Source organism: Taklimakanibacter deserti (assembly GCA_003574785.1).
In genome coordinates this window covers 198,033-219,467 of sequence record QORU01000010.1, presented here as the reverse complement: position 1 = coordinate 219,467, position 21,435 = coordinate 198,033, and the positions used below count along the sequence as shown (strand labels likewise).

Sequence of the window (21,435 nt, the reverse complement as noted above, 5' to 3'; positions counted from 1 at the left end):
GAGCGTCGCGTCACAGCACCTGGTCGAGGTCGGCGCAGATGTCTTCCGCGTCTTCAAGCCCGACCGAGAAACGGAACACGCCGTCGCCGGCGAAATCACGATAGCGCTTGAGGAGCTCGCCCTCGTGACGGAAGGTCGAGCGCATCAGGTCGGCGGTCGGGATCCAGTAGATGAGGCTCCGGTGATGGCCGAGCGAGACGGCATAGTGCACGACCTCGAGCTTCTCGACCATGCGCTTGGCGAGCGCCGGCCCGTCCTTGACTTGGAAAGTCATCATGCCGGAGAAATTCGTCATTTGCCTCTTCGCCAGCTCATGCTGGGGATGGGAGGCAAGGCCCGGATAGAAGACGCGCTTCACGCGTTTGTGGCCTTCGAGATATTTCGCGACCGCAAGGGCCGTCTCCTCATGCGCCTTCATGCGGATCGGCAATGTCGCTGCCCCGCGCAGGATGAGCCAGGCATTGAAGGGCGAGAGCACGCCACCGAAATGCACGGTCGCCTCGAGATTGAGGGCGTCGAGATCGCTTTTGCGGCCGAGCACTGAGCCTCCCATCGCATCGCCATGGCCGCCGATATATTTGGTGAGCGAATGCACCACGAAATCGGCGCCGAGGGCGAGCGGCCGCGTGCCGATCGGCGAGGCGAAGGTCGAATCGACGGCGACATCGCGCACTTTCCTGGCGCGCGCCAGCTTGACGAGGCTTGCGATATCGGCGAGCCGCATGATCGGATTGGCGGGCGTTTCGACCCACAGCATGCGCGTCCTGGGGCCTATGGCGCGCTCGACCATGGCAAGATCGGACATGTCGACGGGCGTCACCTCGATGCCGAAGCGGGGCAGGGTGTCGCGCACCAGTTCGGCCGTGCCGACATAGTTCGTGTCCGAGATGACGAGATGGTCGCCTTTGCCGAGACGCGCCAGCATGAGCGCGCTCGATGCGGCCATGCCTGAGGCATAGCATTGGCAGGATTCCGCCCCTTCGAGGGCTGCGAGCTTGTCCTCGAGCTGCTTGACCGTCGGATTGGAGAGCCTCGCATAGACGAAGCCCTCATAGTTTTGCCGGTTTCGCGCCGAGAAGCCGGTGGCCTCGGTCGGGGCAAAAGTGGCCGACATCACCAGGTTGGGCGAGGAGGCCCGGCTCACCGGATCGATGCCCTCGCCGGCGTGAATTGCGGTCGTACGCATGCCCTGTTGGCGATTTTTCTTCTTTTTCATGGAGTTGCCCTCATTTTGGACAAGCTGTAACAGGACTGAGTTGGGGATGCCACTTTTTAGGGGATTCGCCGGTCTTGGCCGAGAAGGCGCCAAATTTCCGAAACTGGGAGGACCGCTACCCGCCGCAGGCCGGAAGGCCGCCGCGGCGGATACGGCCGAATATCTTTGCCAGGATGGCGCGTTTCGCCTGCGGCCGCCCGCTGGTCGTCATCGGCCTGTGGATCGCGCTGGCCATCCCGGCCTTCGTCTTCGCGGCGATGACCTTCCGTGTCGAACTGCAGGAGGCGTACCTGGTCTCGGCCGACCCGACCTTGGCGGATGAGCAGAACCGGCTCAATGCCGAGTTCCCCGAGCCCAGCGAAAGCATCGTTGCCGTCATCGACAGCAAGGACCCGGCCGTGGCGCGCGCCGGGGCCGAGCGCATGGCCGCTAGGATGGCCGAACAGACGAAGGTGTTCCGCAACGTCTTCGCACCCGGCACGGGGCGGTTTTTCGACGATAACGGCGTCCTCTATCTGAGCGAGGAGGCGGTCACCGGCATGGTGAGCCGGATCGAGCGCTCGGCACCTTTGTTCCAGGCCTTGTCAATTTCGCCCAATCTGACCGGCCTCGCCGTGCTCGCCGACCAGGTCGCCAAGGCGGTTGCCGAGGGCCGCTCGCCCGTGGGCCTGACCGGGCTCTTCATCGATGCCTCCAAGACGGTGCAAGCCCAGATCGCCGGCAAGCGGCGTGACCTCGATTGGCTTGCGCTGATCGAGCATGGCGTCAGCATCGAGAGCACGCGCTGGTATGTGGTGGGCTACCCCGTGGCGACCGGCGATGCCGATCCGATGCGCCACGCGGTCGACGAGGCGCGCCGCCTCGCCGACCTTCTGGTGACCGAGCTCGATGGCCGGGTGTCGGTGGCCTTGACCGGCCGGCCGGTCCTGCGTGCCCTGTCGCCGCCGGTCAATATCCGAGTCCTGCTGCTGCCGGCTTTGCTGTCGAGCGTCGTCCTCTTGGTGATCTTAGGCTTTGGCCTGTCGCGCTTCGGGCCGGTGATGATCGTCCTCCTGGTGGCGGCGATCAGCATCGTCATCGTGACCGCGCTGGCGCTCGCCGTCGTGGGCTTTTTCGACCGGGTGAGCCTGACTTATCCGGTCTTGTTCACCGGCCTCTTCGGCCTTTCCGCGATAGGCCTGATCCTGCGCGCCGAGGAAGCCGAATATGGGGGGCTCGGCAAGCGCGCCGCGCTGATGCTCGCCGCCCAGGCGCTGGGATTGCCGCTGCTCGTCTGGCTCGCCGGCATATCGCTGATCGGGCTCGCCCTCATCGGCGGCCAGTTCCTGGCGCTCAAGAAGCTCATGATCATTCTCGCCATCATGAGCGCCGTCATCTTCCTCGCGGTGATGACCTTGCTGCCCGCTCTCCTGTCGCTGCAGCGTCCGCTCATTTTCGATCCCACCGATGAGGAGGACGATCGCGGCCATTGGCTTGACGGACTGATGTCGCGGCCCGCTTCCTATAGCTGGTGGGCGCTGCGCCGCGGCCTCGCGGCAACGCTGATCGCGGTGTCGGTCCTGTGCGCCATGCTGGTGCCGGCCTTTCACTTCGAGAGCCCCTCGGCCGTGACGCGGAACGGCAACACGCCGGCCGAGCGCCTGTTCCGCGAGCTTTCGACGCGCGAGCCGTCGCTCCTGGCGTCGGGACAGATATTGGCGGAACCCGGCGATCCCGCCCGCTCCCTGGTGCGCCGGCTGGCCGTCCTTCCGGAAGTGGAAGGCGTGCGCTGGGTCGAGGCTTTTCTGCCTACCGGAGAGGCCGAGAAGCGCGCCATATTGGCGAGGCTCCAGGGCGTGTTCCCGCGCAACACCAACGCCGTCGAGGACATTCCGGACGAACTTTTGCGCGCCGAGATCGTGAAGCTCGAGGATGGCCTGCGCCGCATCGCCGCGGAGCCCGCAGCGACGCCGGAGCTGGCGCGCGCCGCCAACGAGCTGCGCCGGTCGCTGCTGCTGCTCGACGGCAACGGGCCGGCGCCGCCCTCGGCCTTGCGCCAGCTCGAGCGCACTTTCTTCGTCAGGCTGCAATTGCTGCTCGACCGCATCGATCGCCTGTCCCGCCTCGAGCCCTTGACGGTCGAGCGCCTCGATCCCGCGATCTACCGGCAATATGTCTCGCGCGACGGTCTCTGGCGCATCGAGGTGCAGCCGCGCCGGCCCGACGACATCGAAGCATTTGCCGCAGCGATGCGCAGCGTGACGCCCCGGGTTGCCGGCGCCGCCTTGATCGAGGCCGACCGGCTCGCCGTCATGCGCGCCGCCATGCCGTTCTTTCTCGGCGCCTTTCTGCTCATCGCCGTGATCCTGCCGCTCGCTCTGTTCCGCAATCTGCGCAAGGCGGCGCGCATCTGGCTGCCGGTCTTCACGACGACGCTGCTCGGCCTCGGTATCGCCGCCATGATGGGCATCCACCTCTATCCGGAAAGCCTCGCCATCTTCGTCCTGCTGGTGAGCTTCACGATGGGTGCCGCGGCCTTGGCCGAAAGCTGGTATGGCGCTCAACCGCCGGGTCAGGGGCCGCTCATATCGTCACGCCCCCGCGCGCTGCTGCTTTCGGCCTTTCTGGTGCTCGCCGCCTTTGCGCCGCTCATTCTGTCGCCTTTGCCGGCGGTCCAGCAGTTCGGCAAGCTTCTCCTCGTCGCGATCTGCCTGAGCCTGCTCGGCTGCTTCATCCTGCTGCCGCAATTGCGGGTATGGACGGCACCCAGGCGCAAGAGCAAGGCTGACGAGGATGACGAGCGTTAGGCCAGGGTCTTGAAGTCGAGCGAGCGGGGGCCGTCGCCGAGAGCCGCCATCACTTCCGCCACGATCGCCTTCTCGGTGAGGCCTGCATCCTCATATTGCTCCTTCGGCGCTCCATGGGCGACGAAGCGGTCCGGCAGATGCATGGTCTTGATGCGGCAGCCGCTATTGAGAAGGTTGCCACGCGCCAGGTAGTGCAGGACCTGCGTGCCGAAGCCGCCAATGGCGCCTTCCTCGACGCTCACCAGGACCTCATGGCTATGGACGAGGCGGCGGATGAGATCCTCGTCGAGCGGCTTGGCGAAGCGCGCATCGGCGACCGTTGCCGAAAGGCCCAGACTCTGCAGATGATCGGCCGCCTTCAGGCATTCCTGGAGCCTCGCGCCGAAGGAAAGCAGCGCCACCTTCGTACCCTGGCGCAGGATGCGGCCGCGGCCGATCTCGAGCGGAATTCCCTTGTCGGGAAGGTCGACGCCGACACCTTCGCCGCGCGGATAGCGGAAGGCCGACGGCCGGTCGTCGATTTGGGCGGCCGTCGCCACCATATGGACGAGTTCCGCCTCATCGGCCGCGGCCATGACGACGAAATCGGGCAGGCAGGCGAGATAGGTGACATCGAAGCTGCCGGCATGGGTCGGGCCGTCCTGGCCGACGAGTCCGGCGCGGTCGATGGCGAAGCGCACCGGAATGCGCTGCAGGGCGACGTCATGGACGATCTGGTCATAGGCGCGCTGCAGGAAGGTCGAGTAGATGGCGCAGAACGGCTTGAAGCCCTCGACCGCGAGGCCGGCGGCGAAGGTGACCGCATGCTGCTCGGCGATGCCGACATCGAACATGCGGGTCGGGAACCGGGCGGCGAATTTGTCGAGGCCGGTGCCCGACGGCATGGCGGCGGTGATGCCGACGATCCTCTCGTCCTTTTCGGCCGCAGCGATCAGCGCCTTGGAAAAGACCGATGTATAGCTCGGCGCGTTGGAGACGCTCGTCGCCATTTCCAGGGTGGCGGGATTGAACTTGGGAACCGCGTGGTATTTTTCCCGGTCGGGCTTGGCGAAGGGATGCCCCTTGCCCTTTTCCGTCACCACATGGACGAGGATCGGCCCGAGCTGCCTGGCATCGCGCACATTCTGCAGGATAGGAACCAGCGTATCGATATTGTGGCCGTCGATCGGGCCGACATAATAGAAGCCGAGCTCCTCGAACAAGGTGCCGCCGGTCAGCATGCCGCGGGCATATTCGTCGGCGCGCTCTGCGGCGGTGCGCAAGGTGCGCGGGAACTTCATGGCGAGCTGCTTGGCGATATCGCGCAGCGACAGGAAGGATCGCGACGAGACCAGCCAGGAGAGGTAGTTGGTGAGGGCGCCCACCGCCGGGGCGATCGACATGCCGTTGTCGTTGAGGATGACGATGAGCCGCGTATCGAGGGCCCCGGCATTGTTCATCGCCTCATAGGCCATGCCGGCGCTCATCGCCCCATCGCCGATGACGCAGATCACGTGGTTGTCGCGGTCTTTGAGGTCGCGTGCCACGGCCATGCCGAGGCCGGCGGAGATGGAGGTCGAGCTGTGGGCCGCGCCAAACGGATCATAGTCGCTTTCCGAGCGCTTGGTGAAGCCATAGAGCCCGTCCCGCTGGCGGATCTGGCGGATGCCGGGACGCCGGCCGGTGAGGATCTTGTGCGGGTAGGACTGGTGGCTGACATCCCAGATCAGCCGGTCGCGTGGCGTGTCGAACACATAATGGAGCGCCACGGTGAGCTCGACGACGCCGAGACCGGCGCCGAAATGACCGCCGGTCTTGGCGGCGGCATCGATGGTTTCGGCCCTGAGCTCGCGGGCCACTTGGGCGAGCTGCGAGGGCATGAGCCGGCGCAGGTCGGCGGGATCATTAACCGTGTCGAGCAGAGGGGTGGAACTGGTCATCGGGGGACTACTTAGGCGGCGGGGGAGGAGCGTGCAATTCCCATGTTTGACGCGGGGATATTGCACTTTCGATCAGGGTTACATGACGTGGGACAAAGCTTCCGGCGATGGTATAGTGCGCCCGTTCAGGTCCGGCGGCTTTCGGCAATTCCGCCTTTAACAGAGCCGCCTCTTAGGGAGGAACTAAATGAAAAGAAGCCTTCGCTCGCTGCTTCTCGCCACGGCGCTCGTGACGATAAGCTATTCGGCGGCTTTCGCCGAAATGATCTATAACAGGGGCAACACGACCGATCCGGAATCGCTCGATCCGCACAAGACATCCACCGTCAACGAAGCCCACATCCTGCGCGACATGTTTTCAGGGCTAGTGATGCAGGATGCCAAGGCCGAGCTCATTCCCGGCGCCGCCACGAGCTGGACCATATCGGATGACGGCAAGGTCTATACATTCAAGCTGCGCGAGGGCGCTACCTGGTCGAATGGCGATCCCGTCACCGCCGATGACTTCGTCTATTCCTTCCGCCGACTCGAGCAGCCGGAAACCAAGGCCGAATACGCCTCGATGATGTATGTGGTGAAGAACGCGAAGGAGATCAACGAAGGCAAGATGAAGCCGGAAGAGCTCGGGGTGCGGGCGGTCGATGCCAACACTTTCGAAGTCACCCTCAATGCACCGGTGCCTTATTTCCTCGAGATGCTGACGCACCAGGCCAATTATCCGGTGCACAAGGGATCGATCGATAAGCTCGGAGACCAGTGGACGAAGCCCGGCAATCTTCTGTCGAACGGCGCCTATGTCCTCGCCGAATTCGTTCCCAATGATCACATCAAGCTGGTCAAGAACCCGAAATTCTACGAGGCCGACCAAGTCAAGATCGACGTCGTCAACTATTTCCCGACCCAGGACCGCGCAACCGCGCTCAAGCAGTTCAAGGCTGGTGAGATCGATTCGAACGACGATATGCCGTTGGAACAGCTGGCGGAAATGAAAGCCGACCTCGGCGACCAGGTTCGCATCGGCCCCTATCTCGGCACCTATTACTATCCGATGCGGACCGACAAGGAGCCGTGGTCAAATCCGAAGCTGCGCCGCGCCATCTCGCTGGCGATCGATCGCGACTTCCTCGCCGAGAAGATCTGGAAAAACAGCATGATCCCCGGCTATTCCATGGTGCCCCCCGGCATCGAGGGTTACGAGCCCGCGATCGCCGATTATGCCGAGATGTCGCAGATCGACCGCGAGGACGAGGCCAAGAAGATCTTCACCGAACTCGGCATCAGTCCGGAGAAGCCGATCAAAATGGACATCCGGTACAATTCCTCGGACAACCACAAGAACACCGCCGTTGCCATCCAGGAGCAGTTGAAGCCGTTCGGCATCGAGGTGACATTGACCAGCGTCGACGGCCTGCCGGCGCATTATGGCTTCCTCGAGCAGAAGGGCGATTATGATTATGCCCGCGCCGGCTGGATCGCCGACTACAAGGACCCGGAGACGTTCCTCGGCATCGCGCGCAAGGCGAGCGGCAACAACTATTCGAACTACAACAGCCCGAAGTTCGAAGAGCTGATGGACAAGGCGGCGGCTGCCGGCGGCAACGCGGCCGAGCGTTCGAAGATGCTGTCCGAGGCGGAAAGGGTGCTGATCGATGATCTCGGCGTCATGCCGCTGCTCTATTACAGCTATCACGACCTCGTCTCCTCGAAGCTCAAGGGCTTCGAGGACAATGTCATGGACGTGCATCCGTCGCGCTTTATCAGCAAGGAATAACTGGGGTGAAGCAATCGCCGTCCCGCAAACGAGGCGGCGATTGCGCCTTGCCAAGATAGGGGGGCGCGCATGCTGCGCTATGTCTTCCGGCGGTTGTTGACCGCCATTCCGACGCTCTTCGCGATCGTCACGATTTCCTTTTTCCTGATCCGCGTCGCTCCGGGTGGGCCGTTCAATCAGGAGCGTGCGCTCAATCCGATCGTCAAGGCCAATATCGAGCGGCAATTCGGCCTCGATCAGCCCTTGTGGATGCAGTATCTGCGCTATCTCAACAATCTCCTGCATGGCGATTTCGGCCCGAGCTACACGCTACCGGATTTCTCCGTCGCCGAGCTGTTCAAGGTCGGCTTGCCGATTTCCGTGCAAATCGGGGCCTCGGCCCTGATCCTCGCTCTGGTCATCGGCTGCATTCTCGGCGTCATCGCAGCACTCAAGCAGAACCAGGCTGCCGACTATGCTGTCATCGCCGCGGCGACGGCCGGCAGCACCGTGCCGACTTTCGTGATTGCGCCGCTTTATCAGCTCCTGTTCGCCTCGACCCTGGCACTCGTCCCGGTCGCAAGTTGGGGCGGCGGCGCCTTCGTGAACAAGATCGGTCCGATCGTCACGCTGGCCCTGCCGCAAATCGCCATTGTCGCCCGCCTGATGCGCGGGTCGATGATCGAATCCCTGCGCTCGCATCACATACGCACCGCGCGCGCTCTCGGGCTTTCTGACTGGAGCATCATCTTCAAGCACGCGCTACGCGGTGCCTTGCTGCCGATTGTTTCCTTCTCAGGGCCCGCTGCGGCGGCGCTGCTTACCGGCTCGATCATCGTCGAGACGATTTTCGCAATACCGGGCATCGGGCGTTATTTCGTCGAGGCGGCGCTCAATCGCGATTACACGCTGGTGATGGGGACGGTCGTGGTCATTGCCATCTTCACCATCATGTTCAACCTTATCGTCGATATTCTCTATGCCGTAATCGACCCCAGGGTGCGCTATGACTGACCTTGCCGCCGAGGCGCCGATTGTAGGTCGCTCTTTATGGGCTGATGCCGTGGCTCGGCTCAAGGCCAACAAAGCGGCCATGGTGAGCCTTATCTACCTGGTGCTTATGGCGCTGGTCTGTGTCGTCGGCCCCAATCTGCTGCCCCATCCATACACCGCGATCTACGCGGACTATGTAAGGGTGTCGCCCAGCCTCAGCGCCTATCCCAAGCCCGAGATGATCGAGACGGCGCTCCAGGACGTCGTTCGCCGCATGCGCGCCGATCTCGAAGAGTGGCATGAGGCGGATGGTCGCATTTTCCTGACGGTCTCCGGGCCCAAGCCGATCGACGAACGTGTCACCCGATATCTCGATCGATCCAATAGTTTCAAGGATACTCGCATCGAGAGCAAATCGCCGGACGGTCTCAAGCTCACCATGAGTGCGATGATCAAGGAGGAGTACTTCTTCTTCGGCACCGACAATACCGGGCGCGATCTTCTGACCCGGACGCTGATAGCTGGCCGGGTGTCGCTCGCCATCGGTCTCCTGGCGGGCTGCGTGGCGGTCGCCATTGGCGTCCTCTACGGGGCGACCGCCGGCTTCATGGGCGGCAAGACCGACGAGGTCATGATGCGCATCGTCGACATCCTCTATTCGCTGCCCTTCATCTTCTTCGTCATCATGCTAGTGGTGTTCTTCGGCCGCAATTTCATCCTGATGTTTCTCGCCGTCGGCGCGGTGCTGTGGCTCGACATGGCGCGTATCGTGCGCGGCCAGGCCTTGTCGATCAGGCGCCAGGAATATGTCCAGGCGGCGGAGGCCTTGGGCGTAGGCTCCGGCGGCATATTGCGGCGCCATATCATTCCCAATCTCTTGGGCCCCGTTGTCATCTACATGACCTTGCTTGTGCCGCAAGTCATCATCCTCGAGAGCTTCCTCTCGTTCCTGGGGCTCGGCGTCCAGGAGCCAATGACGAGTTGGGGCGTGCTCATCTCGCAGGGCGCAAGAAACATCGGCTCGGCCAATTTTCTCTTGCTGTTCCCCGCCTTCTTCCTGGTGTCGACGCTGTTCGCGCTCAATTTCATCGGCGACGGCTTGCGCGACGCGCTCGACCCCAAGGATCGGTGACCTGATGAGCACAAAGGAAACGATCCTTTCGGTGGAAGACCTGCATGTCCGCTTCCGCACCCTCGACGGTGTGGTCGACGCCGTGAAGGGCATCAACATGCAGGTCAAGGCAGGCGAGACCGTCGCGGTGGTGGGTGAATCGGGCTCAGGCAAAAGCCAGACCATGATGGCGGCGATGCGGCTTCTCGCCGGCAATGGCGAAGCGACCGGCACGATCGCCTATCGCGGCGCCAATCTGCTCAGCCTGTCCAAGGCCGAGCTCAACGAGGTGCGCGGCCGCAAGATCACCATGATCTTCCAGGAGCCGATGACCTCGCTCGATCCGCTCTACACCATCGGCAACCAGCTGATGGAACCGATCATGCGGCATCGCAAGATCGGTGGAGAACAGGCGCGCCAGGAGGCGGTGAAGCTGCTGAAGCTGGTGCGCATCCCCGAGCCCGAGCGCCGGATGAAGTCCTATCCCTATGAGATGTCCGGCGGCCAGCGCCAGCGCGTGATGATCGCCATGGCGATCGCCAATGATCCCGACCTTCTCATCGCCGATGAGCCGACGACGGCGCTCGATGTGACGATCCAGGCCGAGATCCTGGGTCTCATGGCCGATCTGCGCAGGCGCCTCGGCATGAGCATGATCTTCATCACCCACGATCTCAATATCGTGCGGCGCATCGCCGACCGCGTCTATGTGATGAAGCTCGGCGAGGTGGTGGAGGAGGGCGAGACGCGCGCCATCTTCGCCAATCCCAGGCACCCCTATACCAAGGCGCTGTTGGCGGCCGAGCCCTCCGGCCACAAGGACCCCGTGCCCAAGACCGCGCCGAAGGTGCTCGACGGCACCGATATGAGAGTGACCTTCAAGGTCGGCGGCGGCTTCCTCGCCGGCGAGCCGATCTATCTGAAGGCGGTCGATCGCGTTTCGGTGACGCTGAGGCGCGGGCAGACCATCGGCATCGTCGGCGAATCGGGTTCGGGCAAATCGACCCTGGCGCGCGCTTTGCTCAAGCTTCTGCCGAGCGAAGGCTCGATCCATTTCGACGGGCGCAACATCGAGAAGCTCGATGCGCACGCGATGCGTCCCTTGCGCCGGCAACTGCAGATCGTGTTCCAGGATCCTTTCGGCTCCTTGAGCCCGCGCCTCACCGCCGGGCAGATCGTGACCGAAGGCCTTCTGGTGCACGAGCCTTCGATGTCGGCTAAGGAACGCGACCGCCGCGCCGCGCAGGCTTTTTCAGAAGTGGGCCTCGACCCCGCCAACCGCAACCGCTACCCGCATGAATTCTCCGGCGGCCAGCGCCAGCGCATCGCCATTGCCCGCGCCATCATCCTGAAGCCCAAGGTGGTGGTGCTGGACGAGCCGACATCGGCGCTCGACCGTCAGGTGCAGAAGCAGATCGTCGAATTGCTGCGCGACCTGCAGAAGGCGCACAATCTCTCCTATCTCTTCATCAGCCATGACCTCGCGGTGGTGCGCGCCATAGCCGACCATATCATGGTCATGAAGGACGGCCGCATGGTGGAGCAGGGGTCACCCGAGGAGATCTTCGATCATCCGCATGAGGACTATACCAAGCGGCTGATGGCGGCGGCTTTCGTCGACCATGCCGAGGCGAAGGTGTGATCGGGAGGGTCAGACCGGATCGTTGATGACGGCTTCGATCTGGTAGCCGTCGGGATCCAGGACAAAAGCTGCGTAGTAATGCGGTCCGTAGTTCGGCCTGAGGCCGGGCGCGCCGTTGTCGCGTCCGCCATGCCGAAGAGCGGCGGCGTGAAACCGCTCGACCGCGCCGCGGGAATCGGCGGCGAAGGCGACATGGAAGCCGCGGCCCGGAATCGACAAGCCAGCCGACACGAGCTTGATGGCGAACTTGTCCTCATCGCCCACGCGTCCATAGCCTATGGCCGTTTCGTCGCCCCACACGCGCACGAAGCCCAGCGGCGCCAAGGATGCATCATAGAACGCCTCGGATCGGGCGAGATCGGAGACGCCGAAGGACAGGTGATGAAGCATGTGTCCTGGCAAGCCGCATCTCCATGAAACAAGGGTTCAGGTTAGCTCTGCACCGCCTGGAACGGGTGATATTGATAGAGCCAGGTTTCGCTGAGCACCTGCTCATCGTTCTTGAGGAAGAGACGCATCTCGACCGGATCGGCGCCGGTGACCGTCAGGTCGAACTGGGCGCGCCAGTGGCCCGCCACGCCGTTGGGCACGGCCTCGGTGAAGATATAGGAGAATGAGCCGCGCGAGGCCCAGAGCACGGGCTCCGGCTTGACGCCGAAGGGCAAGGTCGAAAGCGGCCCGCCGCGGAACTCGACCATGAACTTTCGCACCCCTTGCGGGCGAGGCCGGCCGGGCTCGCCGCCATTGCCGAGCCGCGTCGCCACGCACCGCGCCAAGGGCGTCGGATAGGGCTCGTCGGCGAGCCAATGGAGCCGATAGCGCAGCCGATAGCTTCCCCCTGCCTTGGCGGGTTCCGCCGGCACCCATGCGGCGACGATGTTGTCATGGATCTCGTCATCGGTCGGGAGCTCCACGAGCTGGACCGCACCGGCGCCCCAGCCCGAGAGCGGTTCGACCCACAGGCTCGGCCGCCGGTCATACATGACCCCGTCCTGATAGTGGTCGAAATCGCGGTCGCGCTGCAGGAGGCCGAAGCCGCGCGGGTCCAGGTCCTTGAACGAAGAATCGAGGATGCGCCGCGGATTGTTGAGCGGCCGCCAGATGCGCTCGCCCGCTCCGGTCCACAGAGCGAGCCCGTCCGAATCATGCACCTCCGGCCGCCAGTCGACTGCCTCGAGCTTGCGCGTCTCCGAGTACCAGAACATGGAGGTCATCGGCGCGATGCCGAAGCGGCCGATGTCGCGACGCGGGAAAAGCGCCTTGTCTATGTCCATGACGACGCCTTTCTGACGCGTCAGGGCGAAGCGGTAGGCCCCCGCTATGCTCGGCCCGTCGAGAAGGGCGTAGAGGATGACCGTTCCGCTGTCGTCGCTCGGCGTTTCAAAATAGAAATGAGTGAAGCTCGGGAATTCCTCCGGCCGATCGGGCATGGCCGTATCGATGGCGACGCCGCGGGCGGAAAGGCCATATTGGTAAAGCTCGCCGATGGCGCGGAAATAGGAGGCGCCGAGGAAGGCGACCCAGTCATTCTTGCGCCAGGCGAGTTTCTCCTGGTCGTCGAGACGACTCTCCTGGAAGCGGAAGCCGGCGAAGCCGCAGTCCTTGGGCAGCTCACGCGCCGGGCTGTCGGCCGGCATGTCGAAATAAGCGGGGTCATAGATGATCTCGCGCGCGACCTGGCTGCCCGGGCCGCTGGAGACGACATGCATCCGCACCGGAGACTGGAAGTATTTGCCGAGGGAGAAGAACGTCGCGGGGAAGGGGCCTGGCCCATCGACGAAGAGAGCCCGGTCGGTATCGAATTTGATCTGGCCATGCGCCTGATAGTCGATCCGCTCGAGCACATCGCGGGGCGGTGCCGTTGGCGCCGCATAAGGCGTGCCGGCCAGGGTCCGTGCCTTGTCAATCAGCGCATCGAAAGAGAAGCTCTCCTCGACGCCAAGCTCCAGTCCGCCTGCGGCAAAGGCCTGCGTCGGCACGCCGAAAACGGCTAAGGCCGCGGCGGCTGTGGCCGTGCTCAAGAGATCGCGACGGTTCATCATGGGCGAAATATTGTTCCCTCTTTCTCCCGCCCCGCTTGCAAAATAGTCATCTTGAGCGGTCATGCAACTTATCGATACGTCATGGGGGGTTGCGGCAGATTCAGTGCTATATGACCTAACGTCATGCGGAGTTGGAACCGAAGGCTTTGGCTCCAGGCTGATCCTAAATATCGAATTCCTCGATGTCGGCAAAAGCCCGCCGCAGCGCCTTGCCCCACTCGCTCGACAGCTTCTGGAAATAGGGATCGTCGCGCTCGATGCGGCGCACCCGCTCGAGCTTGAGCGTGTCCCTGGCGTAGACGAGAAGGTCGATCGGCAGGCCGACGCTCAGATTCGAGCGGATGGTGGAATCGAAGGAGAGCAGAACCAGCTTGGCTGCCTCGCCGAGCCGCATGTTGGGATCGCTGACCCGGTCGAGGATTGGCTTTCCGTATTTGTGCTCGCCGATCTGCAGGAAGGGCGTGTCGTTTGTGGCTTCGATGAAATTTCCGGCCGAATAGACCTGGAACAGCCGCGGCCGCTCCTCGCCGATCTGACCCGCGAACAGGAAGCTCGCGGAGAAGGTGTCTTCCGACCGGAACAGCTGCCCTTCATCCGTCCTCTGAACGTCGCGTACCGCGCGACCGACGATCTGGGCGGCCTGGAACATCGTCTTGGCGCTGAAAAGATTGTCGACGGCGCCGCGCTTGCGTAGCGACTGGGTACCTTCGGTGAGGAGGCTCACCACGCCTTGCGTGGTCGCGAGATTGCCGGACGTCGCGAGCCCGAAGACGCGCTTGCCCGGCTGCGCCCAGCTGTGCAGTTTCTTGAAGGTGGCGATATTGTCCAGGCCGGCATTGGTGCGCGTGTCGGCTGCCAGGACGAAGCCGTCCTTCATCAGCATTCCTACGCAATAGGTCATTCAAGGCTCCAGGCTCGGATCACAGGGATCATTGCTCGGCGGCAGGTTGGACCGTTACGGCGACGGTCATGCTTTCGACCTCTCCGCCGCGCCGGCTGCCGCGTACAGGCACCACCCCCAGTGCGTCAAGACCCGTGGCCACGCGCACATAGTCGGCGGTGGGGCATTTGCCGTTCGCCGCATCGAACCCGACCCAGCCGAGATTGGGCACCAGCACCTCGGCCCAGGCATGACTGGCGGTCGCCGGATCATCGGCCTCGGTCACCAGGTAACCCGTAATGTAACGTCCCGGCATGCCGAGGAAGCGGACGATCGAGAGCATCGCATGGGCATGGTCCTGGCACACACCCTTGCCCTCGGCCAGCGCTTCGGCTGCCGTCGTGTGGAAATAGGTCGTCCCGATCCGATAGGCGATGCGCTCCTTGAGCTCGGCCATGATGGCATGCAGCCTTTCGAGCTCGTTGGGATGTTTTGCGGCAGCCTCGCGCGCCATCTCGCTGAGCTCGGGGCTTGGTTCCGTCGCCGTCGTCTGCCGCAGGAAGACGCTGTCGGGGGCCTGGCATTTGAACCCGCGCACGACGCCGGAGGCATCCTGCGTGTCGACCACGCCCTCGGCGATGACGGTCACATGATCATGCGGGCCTTGCGAGGTGATGACATGCACCTGGTTGCCGAAGCCGTCGGTATAGACGAGGGCCTTGTCGATGCCGGGCGCCGCGATCGCCCAGGAGACGATCTTCTGTGTCGCGAAGGAGGAGGGCATCAGGTAGAGGCGCTGGATCGATGAGCGCACGCTCGTCTCATAGTCGTAACGCGTCTCATGGTGGATATGGAGCTTCATGGGAAATTGTAGGTCTGGGCGATGTCGGTGGCGAGCTGGTTGTTGGCCTTCATGAAATCCTGCAGGAATTCATGCAGGCCGTTCTGGAAGATGTCTTCCATCTTGCCGAGCTTGAGGCGGCCATAGATGTCGATCGCCTCGTCCTGGCAATCATAGCGCTGCTGGTAGAGCTCGGCCAGGCCGTCGAGCGCGCGCGTGATCCACTGATAGCAGAAGGTGAGCGAGCGCGGCATCTCCTCGCGCAGGATCAGGAATTCGGCGACGAGCCACGGCCTGTAGGTGCTGTCGTGATAGAACCAGCGATAGGCGCGATGCGCCGAGACCGAGCGCAGCACCGTCGCCCATTGCTGGATATCGACATCGGACCCGACGTCGCTCGGCTTCGGCAGCAGGATGTAATATTTCACATCGAGGATGCGCGCGGTGTTGTCGGCGCGCTCGACGAAGGTGCCGAGCTGGCTGAAGAAATAGGTGTCGTGCCGGAGCATAGTGCCGAGCAGCGCGCCGCGGAACAGCATGGCGCGCTGCTCGATCCAGTCGAGGAAGCCCGGCAGCCTGTCGGTGGTGATCGATTCCGGCTTCACCTGATCGAACTCGTTCCAGGTGCCGTTCAGGCTTTCCCACACATCGCGGGTGAGGGCGGTCCTCACCGCCCGGCCATTGTTGCGCGCCGTTTCGAGGCAGGTGCGCACGCTCGAGGGATTGTCCTCGTCGAACAGCAGATGGTGGATGATGTCGCCCGTCGTGATCTCCTTGTGCTTGGCGAAGTAGCTCGCCTCGCAGGCGGCCGTGGTGAGCGTCGAGCGCCATTCGTCGCGATGGCCTTCGATGGCGCGCGGCATCAGCGATATGCGGTAGCCGACTTCGAGGAGGCGCGCCATGTTCTCGGCCCGCTCGACATAGCGCGACATCCAGAACAAAGAAGCGGCGGTGCGGCCCAGCATTGTGCGATCAGTCCTCCAGCACCCAGGTGTCCTTCGTGCCCCCACCCTGGCTCGAATTGACGACGAGCGATCCGTCCTTGAGCGCGACGCGGGTCAGGCCGCCCGGCGTGATGCGGATGCGGTCGCCGGTCAGCACGAAGGGCCTCAGATCGATGTGGCGCGGCGCCACGCCGGCATCGGTGCACGTGGGCGAGGCCGAGAGCGCCAGTGTCGGCTGGGCGATATAATTCTTGGGGTTCGCCTTGAGCCGGGCGCGGAATTCATCGATCTCCTTCACCGATGATGTCGGGCCGACCAGCATGCCATAGCCGCCCGACCCATGGACCTCTTTCACCACGAGCTCGGCCAGATGATCGAGCACATAAGAAAGATCCTTGGGATCGCCGCATCGCCAGGTCGGCACGTTCTTCAGGAGCGGTTTCTCGCCGGTATAGAATTCGATGACATCGGGAATGTAGGTGTAGATCGCCTTGTCGTCGGCTATGCCGGTGCCCGGCGCATTGACGAGCGTGACGCGCCCGGCGCGATAGAGATCGAACAGGCCCGGCACGCCGAGCGCCGAGTCAGGGCGGAAGGTCAGGGGATCGAGAAACGCATCGTCGATCCGGCGGTAGACCACATCGACGCGCTTCGGCGCCTGGGTGGTGCGCATATAGAGATAGCCGCCGTCCACGAAGAGGTCCGACCCCTCGCACAGCTCCACCCCCATCTCATCGGCGAGGAAGGCGTGCTCGAAGAATGCCGAATTGTGGATGCCGGGGGTCAGGAGCACGATTGTGGGCTCGCCGCCCGCGCCTTGCGGCGCAACGCTTTCCAGCGTCCGGCGCAACATCTGCGGGTAGTTCTCGACCGGCGCCACGCGGTGGCGCTTGAACAGATCGGGGAAGAGAAACATCATCGCTTCCCGGTCCTCGAGCATATAGGAGACGCCGGAGGGCGTGCGGCAATTGTCCTCCAGCACGTAGAATTCGGTCTCGCTCACGCGCACGATGTCGACCCCGATGATGTGGGCATAGACGCCGCGCGGCGGTGTGAGCCCCACCATCTGCGGCACGAAGGCCGAGTTCTGCAGGATGAGGTCCTTAGGGATGCGGCCGGCGCGCAGGATCTCCTGGCGGTGATAGAGGTCGTGCAGGAAGGCGTTGAGGGCGCGCACCCGCTGCTCGATGCCGACGGTCAGCCTGCGCCATTCGGAAGCCGCGAAGACGCGCGGGATGATGTCGAAGGGGATGAGGCGTTCGGCGGCTTCTTCCGTGCCATAGACGGCGAAAGTGATGCCGAGCCGGCGGAAGATGCTTTCGGCTTCTTTCAGGGCACGTTCGACATTCTCCTTGCCGAGCGAGCCGATCCAGCCGTGGATCTGCGAATAGGGGCCGCGGACCGAGCCGTCCGGGTTCAGCATCTCATTGAAAAAAGTCCCCATGCCGTTCCTTATGCTGCACTGCGATATTGGGCGGAAAAGGCGTCCCATGCAATAGATTCATGACGGATTTGTCCGGCCTCGGCATCAAGCATAAGCACCGTCATCGGCATATCCCTGCCGACGCTGCATCGGGCCTATCGGACTGAACTGGACAACAGTGCCGCCCAGGTGGAAGCAAATTTGGTCGGCAACCTCTTGCGGCTGGCGAAAAGTGACGGCGGACGCTATCAAATCACGGGCTCGCCGGGCTTCTTGAGGGCATACACCCACGTCAAGCCGTACTCGTCCACCATCTCGCGCTCGAACCGCATCCCCGCCTTCTGCGCCACGCGTGCCGACGCGGTGTTGTCGGGAAAAACATAGCAGACCAGCTTCGTCAGACCCAGGGTACCGAAGGCATAGTCGATGATGCCCCGCGCCGCCTCGCTTGCCAGCCCGCGCCCCCAATATGGCTTGTCCAGCAGATAGGCCACCTCGGTCTCCAACCCGTGCGGCTGCTGCCACGGGATCAGCCCACACCGGCCGATCAGCGCGCCCGTCTCCTTCAGGATCGTCGCCCACAGCCCATAGCCGTGCTTGCCGTAATACACGTTGATGATCCACTCGATCTCTTCCTTCGTCTGCTCGCGCGTCTGCGTGCCTTCGGGGAAGAAGCGTCGGATCTCGGGGTCCGCATACATCGGCGCTAAGGCGTCCAGGTCGTCCAGGGTCAGCGGGCGGTTAATCAGGCGGGCGGTTTCAAAGAGCGTACGGGGCATAGGGGAAACCTTTGTCACGAATTACACGAACTGGAACGAATTGGCGCTGTTTGAGTTTTGCCACGACGGCCTATCGTTTCAGGTCTTGCAGGGATGAGCGCAGTTTCGACAGCGTCTGACCTGTCTTCCTCGTCTCTTGGCTGATCGCTTCAATTGCCGCTTCCCGTCGCCATGAAGCGGCAGTCTGCCATGTCCTTTGAGGAAAGAAAAACCGCTGGCCCAGTGCGTATCGCCGCTATTTCAGAGGGCGCGCCCCTGGTGTAGAGTATCTTTCCAGTGTGGACGTAAACCGCGATCTCTTATGTCCGGATTTGTGGTAAGCGCTTGATTTAACGAAAGATTTGGGTGATCCCAAGTGTGTTTTCGCATCACAGCCTCCGGCGGCTGCCTCAGGGCGGGGTCGCGCACCCTCAAGCAGGAGGTCATGCTTCACTGCGCCCGCATCGGCTATAAGCCGTAAGAGCTGTCATTTCCGCCTGCCACCGCTTGGGGCCTCAAGCCCTCTTTCCAGCATTTCCGGAGATGACACATGACCGTCCATGCCAAGAACCTGAATATCGCCGAACTCGTCGCACGGGACACCGAGCACCACTTCCATCCCTTCACCGATCACAAGGCCTTCCATGCCGAAGGCGGCGCCCGGGTCATGACCCAGGCCGACGGCGTGTGGATCTGGGACGCCAAGGGCAACAAGCTGCTCGACGGCATGGCGGGGCTGTGGTGCGTGAATGTCGGCTATGGCCGCAAGGAGCTGGCGGAAGCCGCCTACCGGCAGATGCTCGATCTGCCTTACTACAATACCTTCTTCAAGACGACGACGGTGCCGACGACCGAGCTCGCGGCCAAGATCTCGTCTCATATGCCCGAGCGCTTCAAGCACATCTTCTTCGTCAATTCAGGCTCCGAGGCCAATGACACGATCGTGCGTTTCGTGCGCCATTACTGGAAGCTGATGGGCAAGCCCTATCGCAAGGAGTTCATCGGCAGGAGGCGTGGCTATCACGGCTCGACCATGGTGGCGGCGAGCCTCGGCGGCATGGAGGGCATGCATGGCCAGGGCGGCCTGCCGCTGCCCGGCTTCCATCATGTCCAGCAGCCTTATTGGTATGATTTCGGCCGCGATCTGTCGCCGGAGGAATTCGGCCGCGAAGCCGCGGCCAACGTCGAAAAGAAGATCCTCGAGCTCGGGCCCGACAATGTCGCGGCCTTCATCGGCGAACCCATCCAGGGCGCCGCCGGCGTGATCATCCCGCCTTCGACCTATTGGCCGGAGGTGCAGAGGATCTGCCGCAAATACGGCGTCATCCTGATCGCCGACGAGGTCATTTGCGGCTTCGGGCGCACCGGCAACTGGTGGGGCTTCGAGACCTTGGGCATCGAGCCCGATATCGTGCCGATGGCCAAGGGCCTGTCGTCGGGCTATCTGCCGATCGGTGCCATCGCCTTCTCCGACCGGCTGATCAAGGACTTCTTCGAGAAGGGCGAGGAGTTCTATCACGGCATGACCTATGCCGGCCATCCGGCGGCCTGCGCGGTTGCGCTCAAGAACATCGAGATCATCGAGGCCGAGAAGCTGGTCGAGCGTTCCAGGGAATTGGGCAGCTATTTCGCTCAAGGCCTGGAAAGCCTGCGCGATCATCCCATTGTCGGCGAGACCCGCTCGGTCGGCCTCATCGGCGCCATCGAGATCGCCCGCGACAAGAAAACACGGCAGCGCTTCGACAAGCCCGGCCGGGTCGGAACCATTTGCCGCGACCACAGCTTCAACAAGGGGCTCATCATGCGGGCCTGCTGGGACACGATGGTGCTCTCGCCGCCTTTGGTGATCTCCAAGAAGGAGATCGACGAGATGGTGCGCCTGGCGAGAGCCGCCCTGGACAAGACCTATGCGGACGTCAAGGCGGAGGTCGCCTGACAATTAAGTTGAACGCGGCTGGCCCGAGGCATAGGCTCAGGTCAGCCAAACATGCGGGCGCCCCGGTGATGCGGGGCGCCCCGAAGAATAAGGGAGTTATCATGCCTGTCTATTGTCCAGGATTTTCCGCCCGGCGCCGTTCAGTACTGAAGGGTCTGGGTGCGCTCGGCTTGGGCCTCACGTTCCTGCCGCGCAATTCGTTGTCGGAGGAAGAGAAGAAGCTCAATTTTTACAATTGGGATACTTATATCGGCGAGACGACGCTCGCTGATTTCGAGGCCGCCACTGGCATCGCGGTGAAGATGGACCTCTTCGCCGACAATGATGAATTGTTCGCCAAGCTCAAAGCCGGCAATCCCGGCTATGACGTGATCTGCCCGACCAACGACAATCTCGAGCGCATGATCAAGGCCAAGATGGTGACGCCGATCGACAAGGCAAAGCTGCCCAACTTCAAGAACCTCGATCCGGTCTTCCAGGACGCCAAGTTCGATCCTGGCCGCCAGCATTCCATTCCCTATCTGTGGGGCACGGTCGGCATCGGCTTCCGCAAGAGCAAGGTCGAGGGCACCGTCGACAGCTGGAAGGTGCTGTTCGAAGACCCGAAATATGCCGGCCGCATCGCGCTCCTGGGCGACGCCAAGATCGTCATCGGCTCGGCCCTCAAATATCTCGGCCAGTCGCTCAACTCGACCGACCCCGCGGTGCTCAAGAAGGTCGAAGATCTGCTCATCGCCGGCAAGAAGAACGTCAAGGTCTATGCCGACGACAATGGCCAGGATCTGCTGGCCTCGGGCGACGTCGATCTCACCATGGAATATAATGGCGACATCCTGCAGGTCATGGCCGAGGATGACGACATTTCCTATGTGGTGCCGACCGAGGGCGCCGAGATGTGGCAGGACTGCCTCGCCATTCCGACCGGGGCACCGCGTCCTGAGAATGCCCATGCCTTCATCAACTTCGTCCTGGACCCGCAAGTCGAGGCGGGGATCGCCAAGACGGTCCAATATGGCACGCCCAATGCCGAAGCGAAGAAGCTGATGGACAAGGCCTATCTCGAAAATCCGGCGATCTTCCCGCCGGCCGAGGTGGTCGCCAAATGCGAGCCGGCTCTCTATCTGGGCGAGGAGGCCACCAAGGCCCGCGACGAGGTCTGGACCCGCGTTCAAGCGGCCTGAAGACTTGTGATTT

General features: G+C 63.0%; 16 protein-coding genes. 7 read left to right on the top strand and 9 right to left on the bottom strand.

Going from position 1 to position 21,435, the window contains the following annotated elements:
- Positions 1–10: 10 nt before the first annotated feature.
- Positions 11–1,216, bottom strand: a complete 1,206-nt coding sequence (locus DS839_RS21860) for a trans-sulfuration enzyme family protein (RefSeq protein ID WP_119272596.1) — start codon at positions 1,214–1,216, stop codon at positions 11–13.
- A 173-nt stretch (positions 1,217–1,389) separates the two neighbouring features.
- Between DS839_RS21860 and DS839_RS21855 the strand changes: the two genes are divergently transcribed.
- On the top strand, positions 1,390–4,002 hold the full coding sequence (locus tag DS839_RS21855; RefSeq protein ID WP_119272595.1) for a hypothetical protein: 2,613 nt from the start codon (positions 1,390–1,392) through the stop codon (positions 4,000–4,002).
- Here DS839_RS21855 and dxs read toward each other — a convergent pair.
- A complete protein-coding gene (gene dxs / locus DS839_RS21850; RefSeq protein ID WP_119272594.1) occupies positions 3,999–5,921 on the bottom strand; it encodes a 1-deoxy-D-xylulose-5-phosphate synthase in 1,923 nt (640 codons plus the stop codon). The genes DS839_RS21855 and dxs overlap by 4 nt on opposite strands.
- A 187-nt stretch (positions 5,922–6,108) precedes the next feature.
- Here dxs and DS839_RS21845 point away from each other — a divergent pair, with 187 nt between their 5' ends.
- The 4 genes from DS839_RS21845 to DS839_RS21830 all read left to right on the top strand — a co-directional run bounded on the left by DS839_RS21845 (position 6,109) and on the right by DS839_RS21830 (position 11,417).
- Complete coding sequence (locus DS839_RS21845) at positions 6,109–7,692, top strand: peptide ABC transporter substrate-binding protein (protein WP_119272593.1); 1,584 nt, start codon at positions 6,109–6,111, stop codon at positions 7,690–7,692.
- A gap of 69 nt (positions 7,693–7,761) precedes the next feature.
- The gene (locus tag DS839_RS21840) at positions 7,762–8,685 is read left to right on the top strand and encodes an ABC transporter permease subunit (protein WP_119272592.1); all 924 of its coding nucleotides are present in this window, start codon (positions 7,762–7,764) and stop codon (positions 8,683–8,685) included.
- Positions 8,678–9,796, top strand: a complete 1,119-nt coding sequence (locus DS839_RS21835; protein WP_119272591.1) for an ABC transporter permease — start codon at positions 8,678–8,680, stop codon at positions 9,794–9,796. Before DS839_RS21840 ends, DS839_RS21835 begins: the two co-directional genes overlap by 8 nt.
- A gap of 4 nt (positions 9,797–9,800) precedes the next feature.
- Positions 9,801–11,417, top strand: coding sequence for an ABC transporter ATP-binding protein (locus tag DS839_RS21830; protein ID WP_119272590.1), 1,617 nt, complete (start codon positions 9,801–9,803; stop codon positions 11,415–11,417).
- Between the two features lie 9 nt (positions 11,418–11,426).
- Here DS839_RS21830 and DS839_RS21825 read toward each other — a convergent pair whose 3' ends face one another.
- The 7 genes from DS839_RS21825 to DS839_RS21795 all read right to left on the bottom strand — a co-directional run bounded on the left by DS839_RS21825 (position 11,427) and on the right by DS839_RS21795 (position 18,326).
- Positions 11,427–11,807, bottom strand: a complete 381-nt coding sequence (locus DS839_RS21825; RefSeq protein ID WP_119272589.1) for a VOC family protein — start codon at positions 11,805–11,807, stop codon at positions 11,427–11,429.
- Positions 11,808–11,848: 41 nt separating this feature from the next.
- Positions 11,849–13,459: an OpgD/OpgG family glucan biosynthesis protein gene (locus tag DS839_RS21820; RefSeq protein ID WP_119272588.1), complete on the bottom strand. Its 1,611-nt coding sequence runs from the start codon at positions 13,457–13,459 to the stop codon at positions 11,849–11,851.
- A 163-nt stretch (positions 13,460–13,622) separates the two neighbouring features.
- Positions 13,623–14,360: a proteasome-type protease gene (locus tag DS839_RS21815; protein ID WP_119272587.1), complete on the bottom strand. Its 738-nt coding sequence runs from the start codon at positions 14,358–14,360 to the stop codon at positions 13,623–13,625.
- Between the two features lie 28 nt (positions 14,361–14,388).
- Positions 14,389–15,201 (bottom strand): transglutaminase family protein, encoded by an 813-nt coding sequence (locus tag DS839_RS21810; RefSeq protein WP_119272586.1) that lies wholly within the window; start codon positions 15,199–15,201, stop codon positions 14,389–14,391.
- On the bottom strand, positions 15,198–16,145 hold the full coding sequence (locus DS839_RS21805; RefSeq protein ID WP_119272585.1) for an alpha-E domain-containing protein: 948 nt from the start codon (positions 16,143–16,145) through the stop codon (positions 15,198–15,200). Before DS839_RS21805 ends, DS839_RS21810 begins: the two co-directional genes overlap by 4 nt.
- A gap of 7 nt (positions 16,146–16,152) precedes the next feature.
- Positions 16,153–17,568, bottom strand: a complete 1,416-nt coding sequence (locus DS839_RS21800; protein ID WP_368911827.1) for a circularly permuted type 2 ATP-grasp protein — start codon at positions 17,566–17,568, stop codon at positions 16,153–16,155.
- A 227-nt stretch (positions 17,569–17,795) separates the two neighbouring features.
- A complete protein-coding gene (locus DS839_RS21795; protein WP_119272584.1) occupies positions 17,796–18,326 on the bottom strand; it encodes a GNAT family N-acetyltransferase in 531 nt (176 codons plus the stop codon).
- A 529-nt stretch (positions 18,327–18,855) separates the two neighbouring features.
- Between DS839_RS21795 and DS839_RS21790 the strand changes: the two genes are divergently transcribed.
- Entirely contained in the window at positions 18,856–20,241 is a 1,386-nt protein-coding gene (locus tag DS839_RS21790) for an aspartate aminotransferase family protein (protein ID WP_119272583.1), read from the top strand.
- Between the two features lie 101 nt (positions 20,242–20,342).
- The gene (locus tag DS839_RS21785; protein WP_119272582.1) at positions 20,343–21,422 is read left to right on the top strand and encodes an ABC transporter substrate-binding protein; all 1,080 of its coding nucleotides are present in this window, start codon (positions 20,343–20,345) and stop codon (positions 21,420–21,422) included.
- The last annotated feature ends 13 nt before the right edge of the window (positions 21,423–21,435 follow it).

Excerpts from the sequence above, each read along its gene's own strand:
- DS839_RS21795 (WP_119272584.1), bottom strand. The coding sequence starts at position 18,326 with ATGCCCCGTACGCTCTTTGAAACCGCCCGCCTGATTAACCGCCCGCTG.
- DS839_RS21815 (WP_119272587.1), bottom strand. The coding sequence starts at position 14,360 with ATGACCTATTGCGTAGGAATGCTGATGAAGGACGGCTTCGTCCTGGCA.
- DS839_RS21785 (WP_119272582.1), top strand. The coding sequence starts at position 20,343 with ATGCCTGTCTATTGTCCAGGATTTTCCGCCCGGCGCCGTTCAGTACTG.
- DS839_RS21790 (WP_119272583.1), top strand. The coding sequence starts at position 18,856 with ATGACCGTCCATGCCAAGAACCTGAATATCGCCGAACTCGTCGCACGG.
- DS839_RS21840 (WP_119272592.1), top strand. The coding sequence starts at position 7,762 with ATGCTGCGCTATGTCTTCCGGCGGTTGTTGACCGCCATTCCGACGCTC.
- DS839_RS21825 (WP_119272589.1), bottom strand. The coding sequence starts at position 11,807 with ATGCTTCATCACCTGTCCTTCGGCGTCTCCGATCTCGCCCGATCCGAG.
- dxs (WP_119272594.1), bottom strand. The coding sequence starts at position 5,921 with ATGACCAGTTCCACCCCTCTGCTCGACACGGTTAATGATCCCGCCGAC.
- DS839_RS21810 (WP_119272586.1), bottom strand. The coding sequence starts at position 15,201 with ATGAAGCTCCATATCCACCATGAGACGCGTTACGACTATGAGACGAGC.
- DS839_RS21855 (WP_119272595.1), top strand. The coding sequence starts at position 1,390 with ATGGCGCGTTTCGCCTGCGGCCGCCCGCTGGTCGTCATCGGCCTGTGG.
- DS839_RS21845 (WP_119272593.1), top strand. The coding sequence starts at position 6,109 with ATGAAAAGAAGCCTTCGCTCGCTGCTTCTCGCCACGGCGCTCGTGACG.
- DS839_RS21805 (WP_119272585.1), bottom strand. The coding sequence starts at position 16,145 with ATGCTGGGCCGCACCGCCGCTTCTTTGTTCTGGATGTCGCGCTATGTC.
- DS839_RS21800 (WP_368911827.1), bottom strand. The coding sequence starts at position 17,568 with ATGGGGACTTTTTTCAATGAGATGCTGAACCCGGACGGCTCGGTCCGC.
- DS839_RS21830 (WP_119272590.1), top strand. The coding sequence starts at position 9,801 with ATGAGCACAAAGGAAACGATCCTTTCGGTGGAAGACCTGCATGTCCGC.
- DS839_RS21860 (WP_119272596.1), bottom strand. The coding sequence starts at position 1,216 with ATGAAAAAGAAGAAAAATCGCCAACAGGGCATGCGTACGACCGCAATT.
- DS839_RS21835 (WP_119272591.1), top strand. The coding sequence starts at position 8,678 with ATGACTGACCTTGCCGCCGAGGCGCCGATTGTAGGTCGCTCTTTATGG.
- DS839_RS21820 (WP_119272588.1), bottom strand. The coding sequence starts at position 13,459 with ATGATGAACCGTCGCGATCTCTTGAGCACGGCCACAGCCGCCGCGGCC.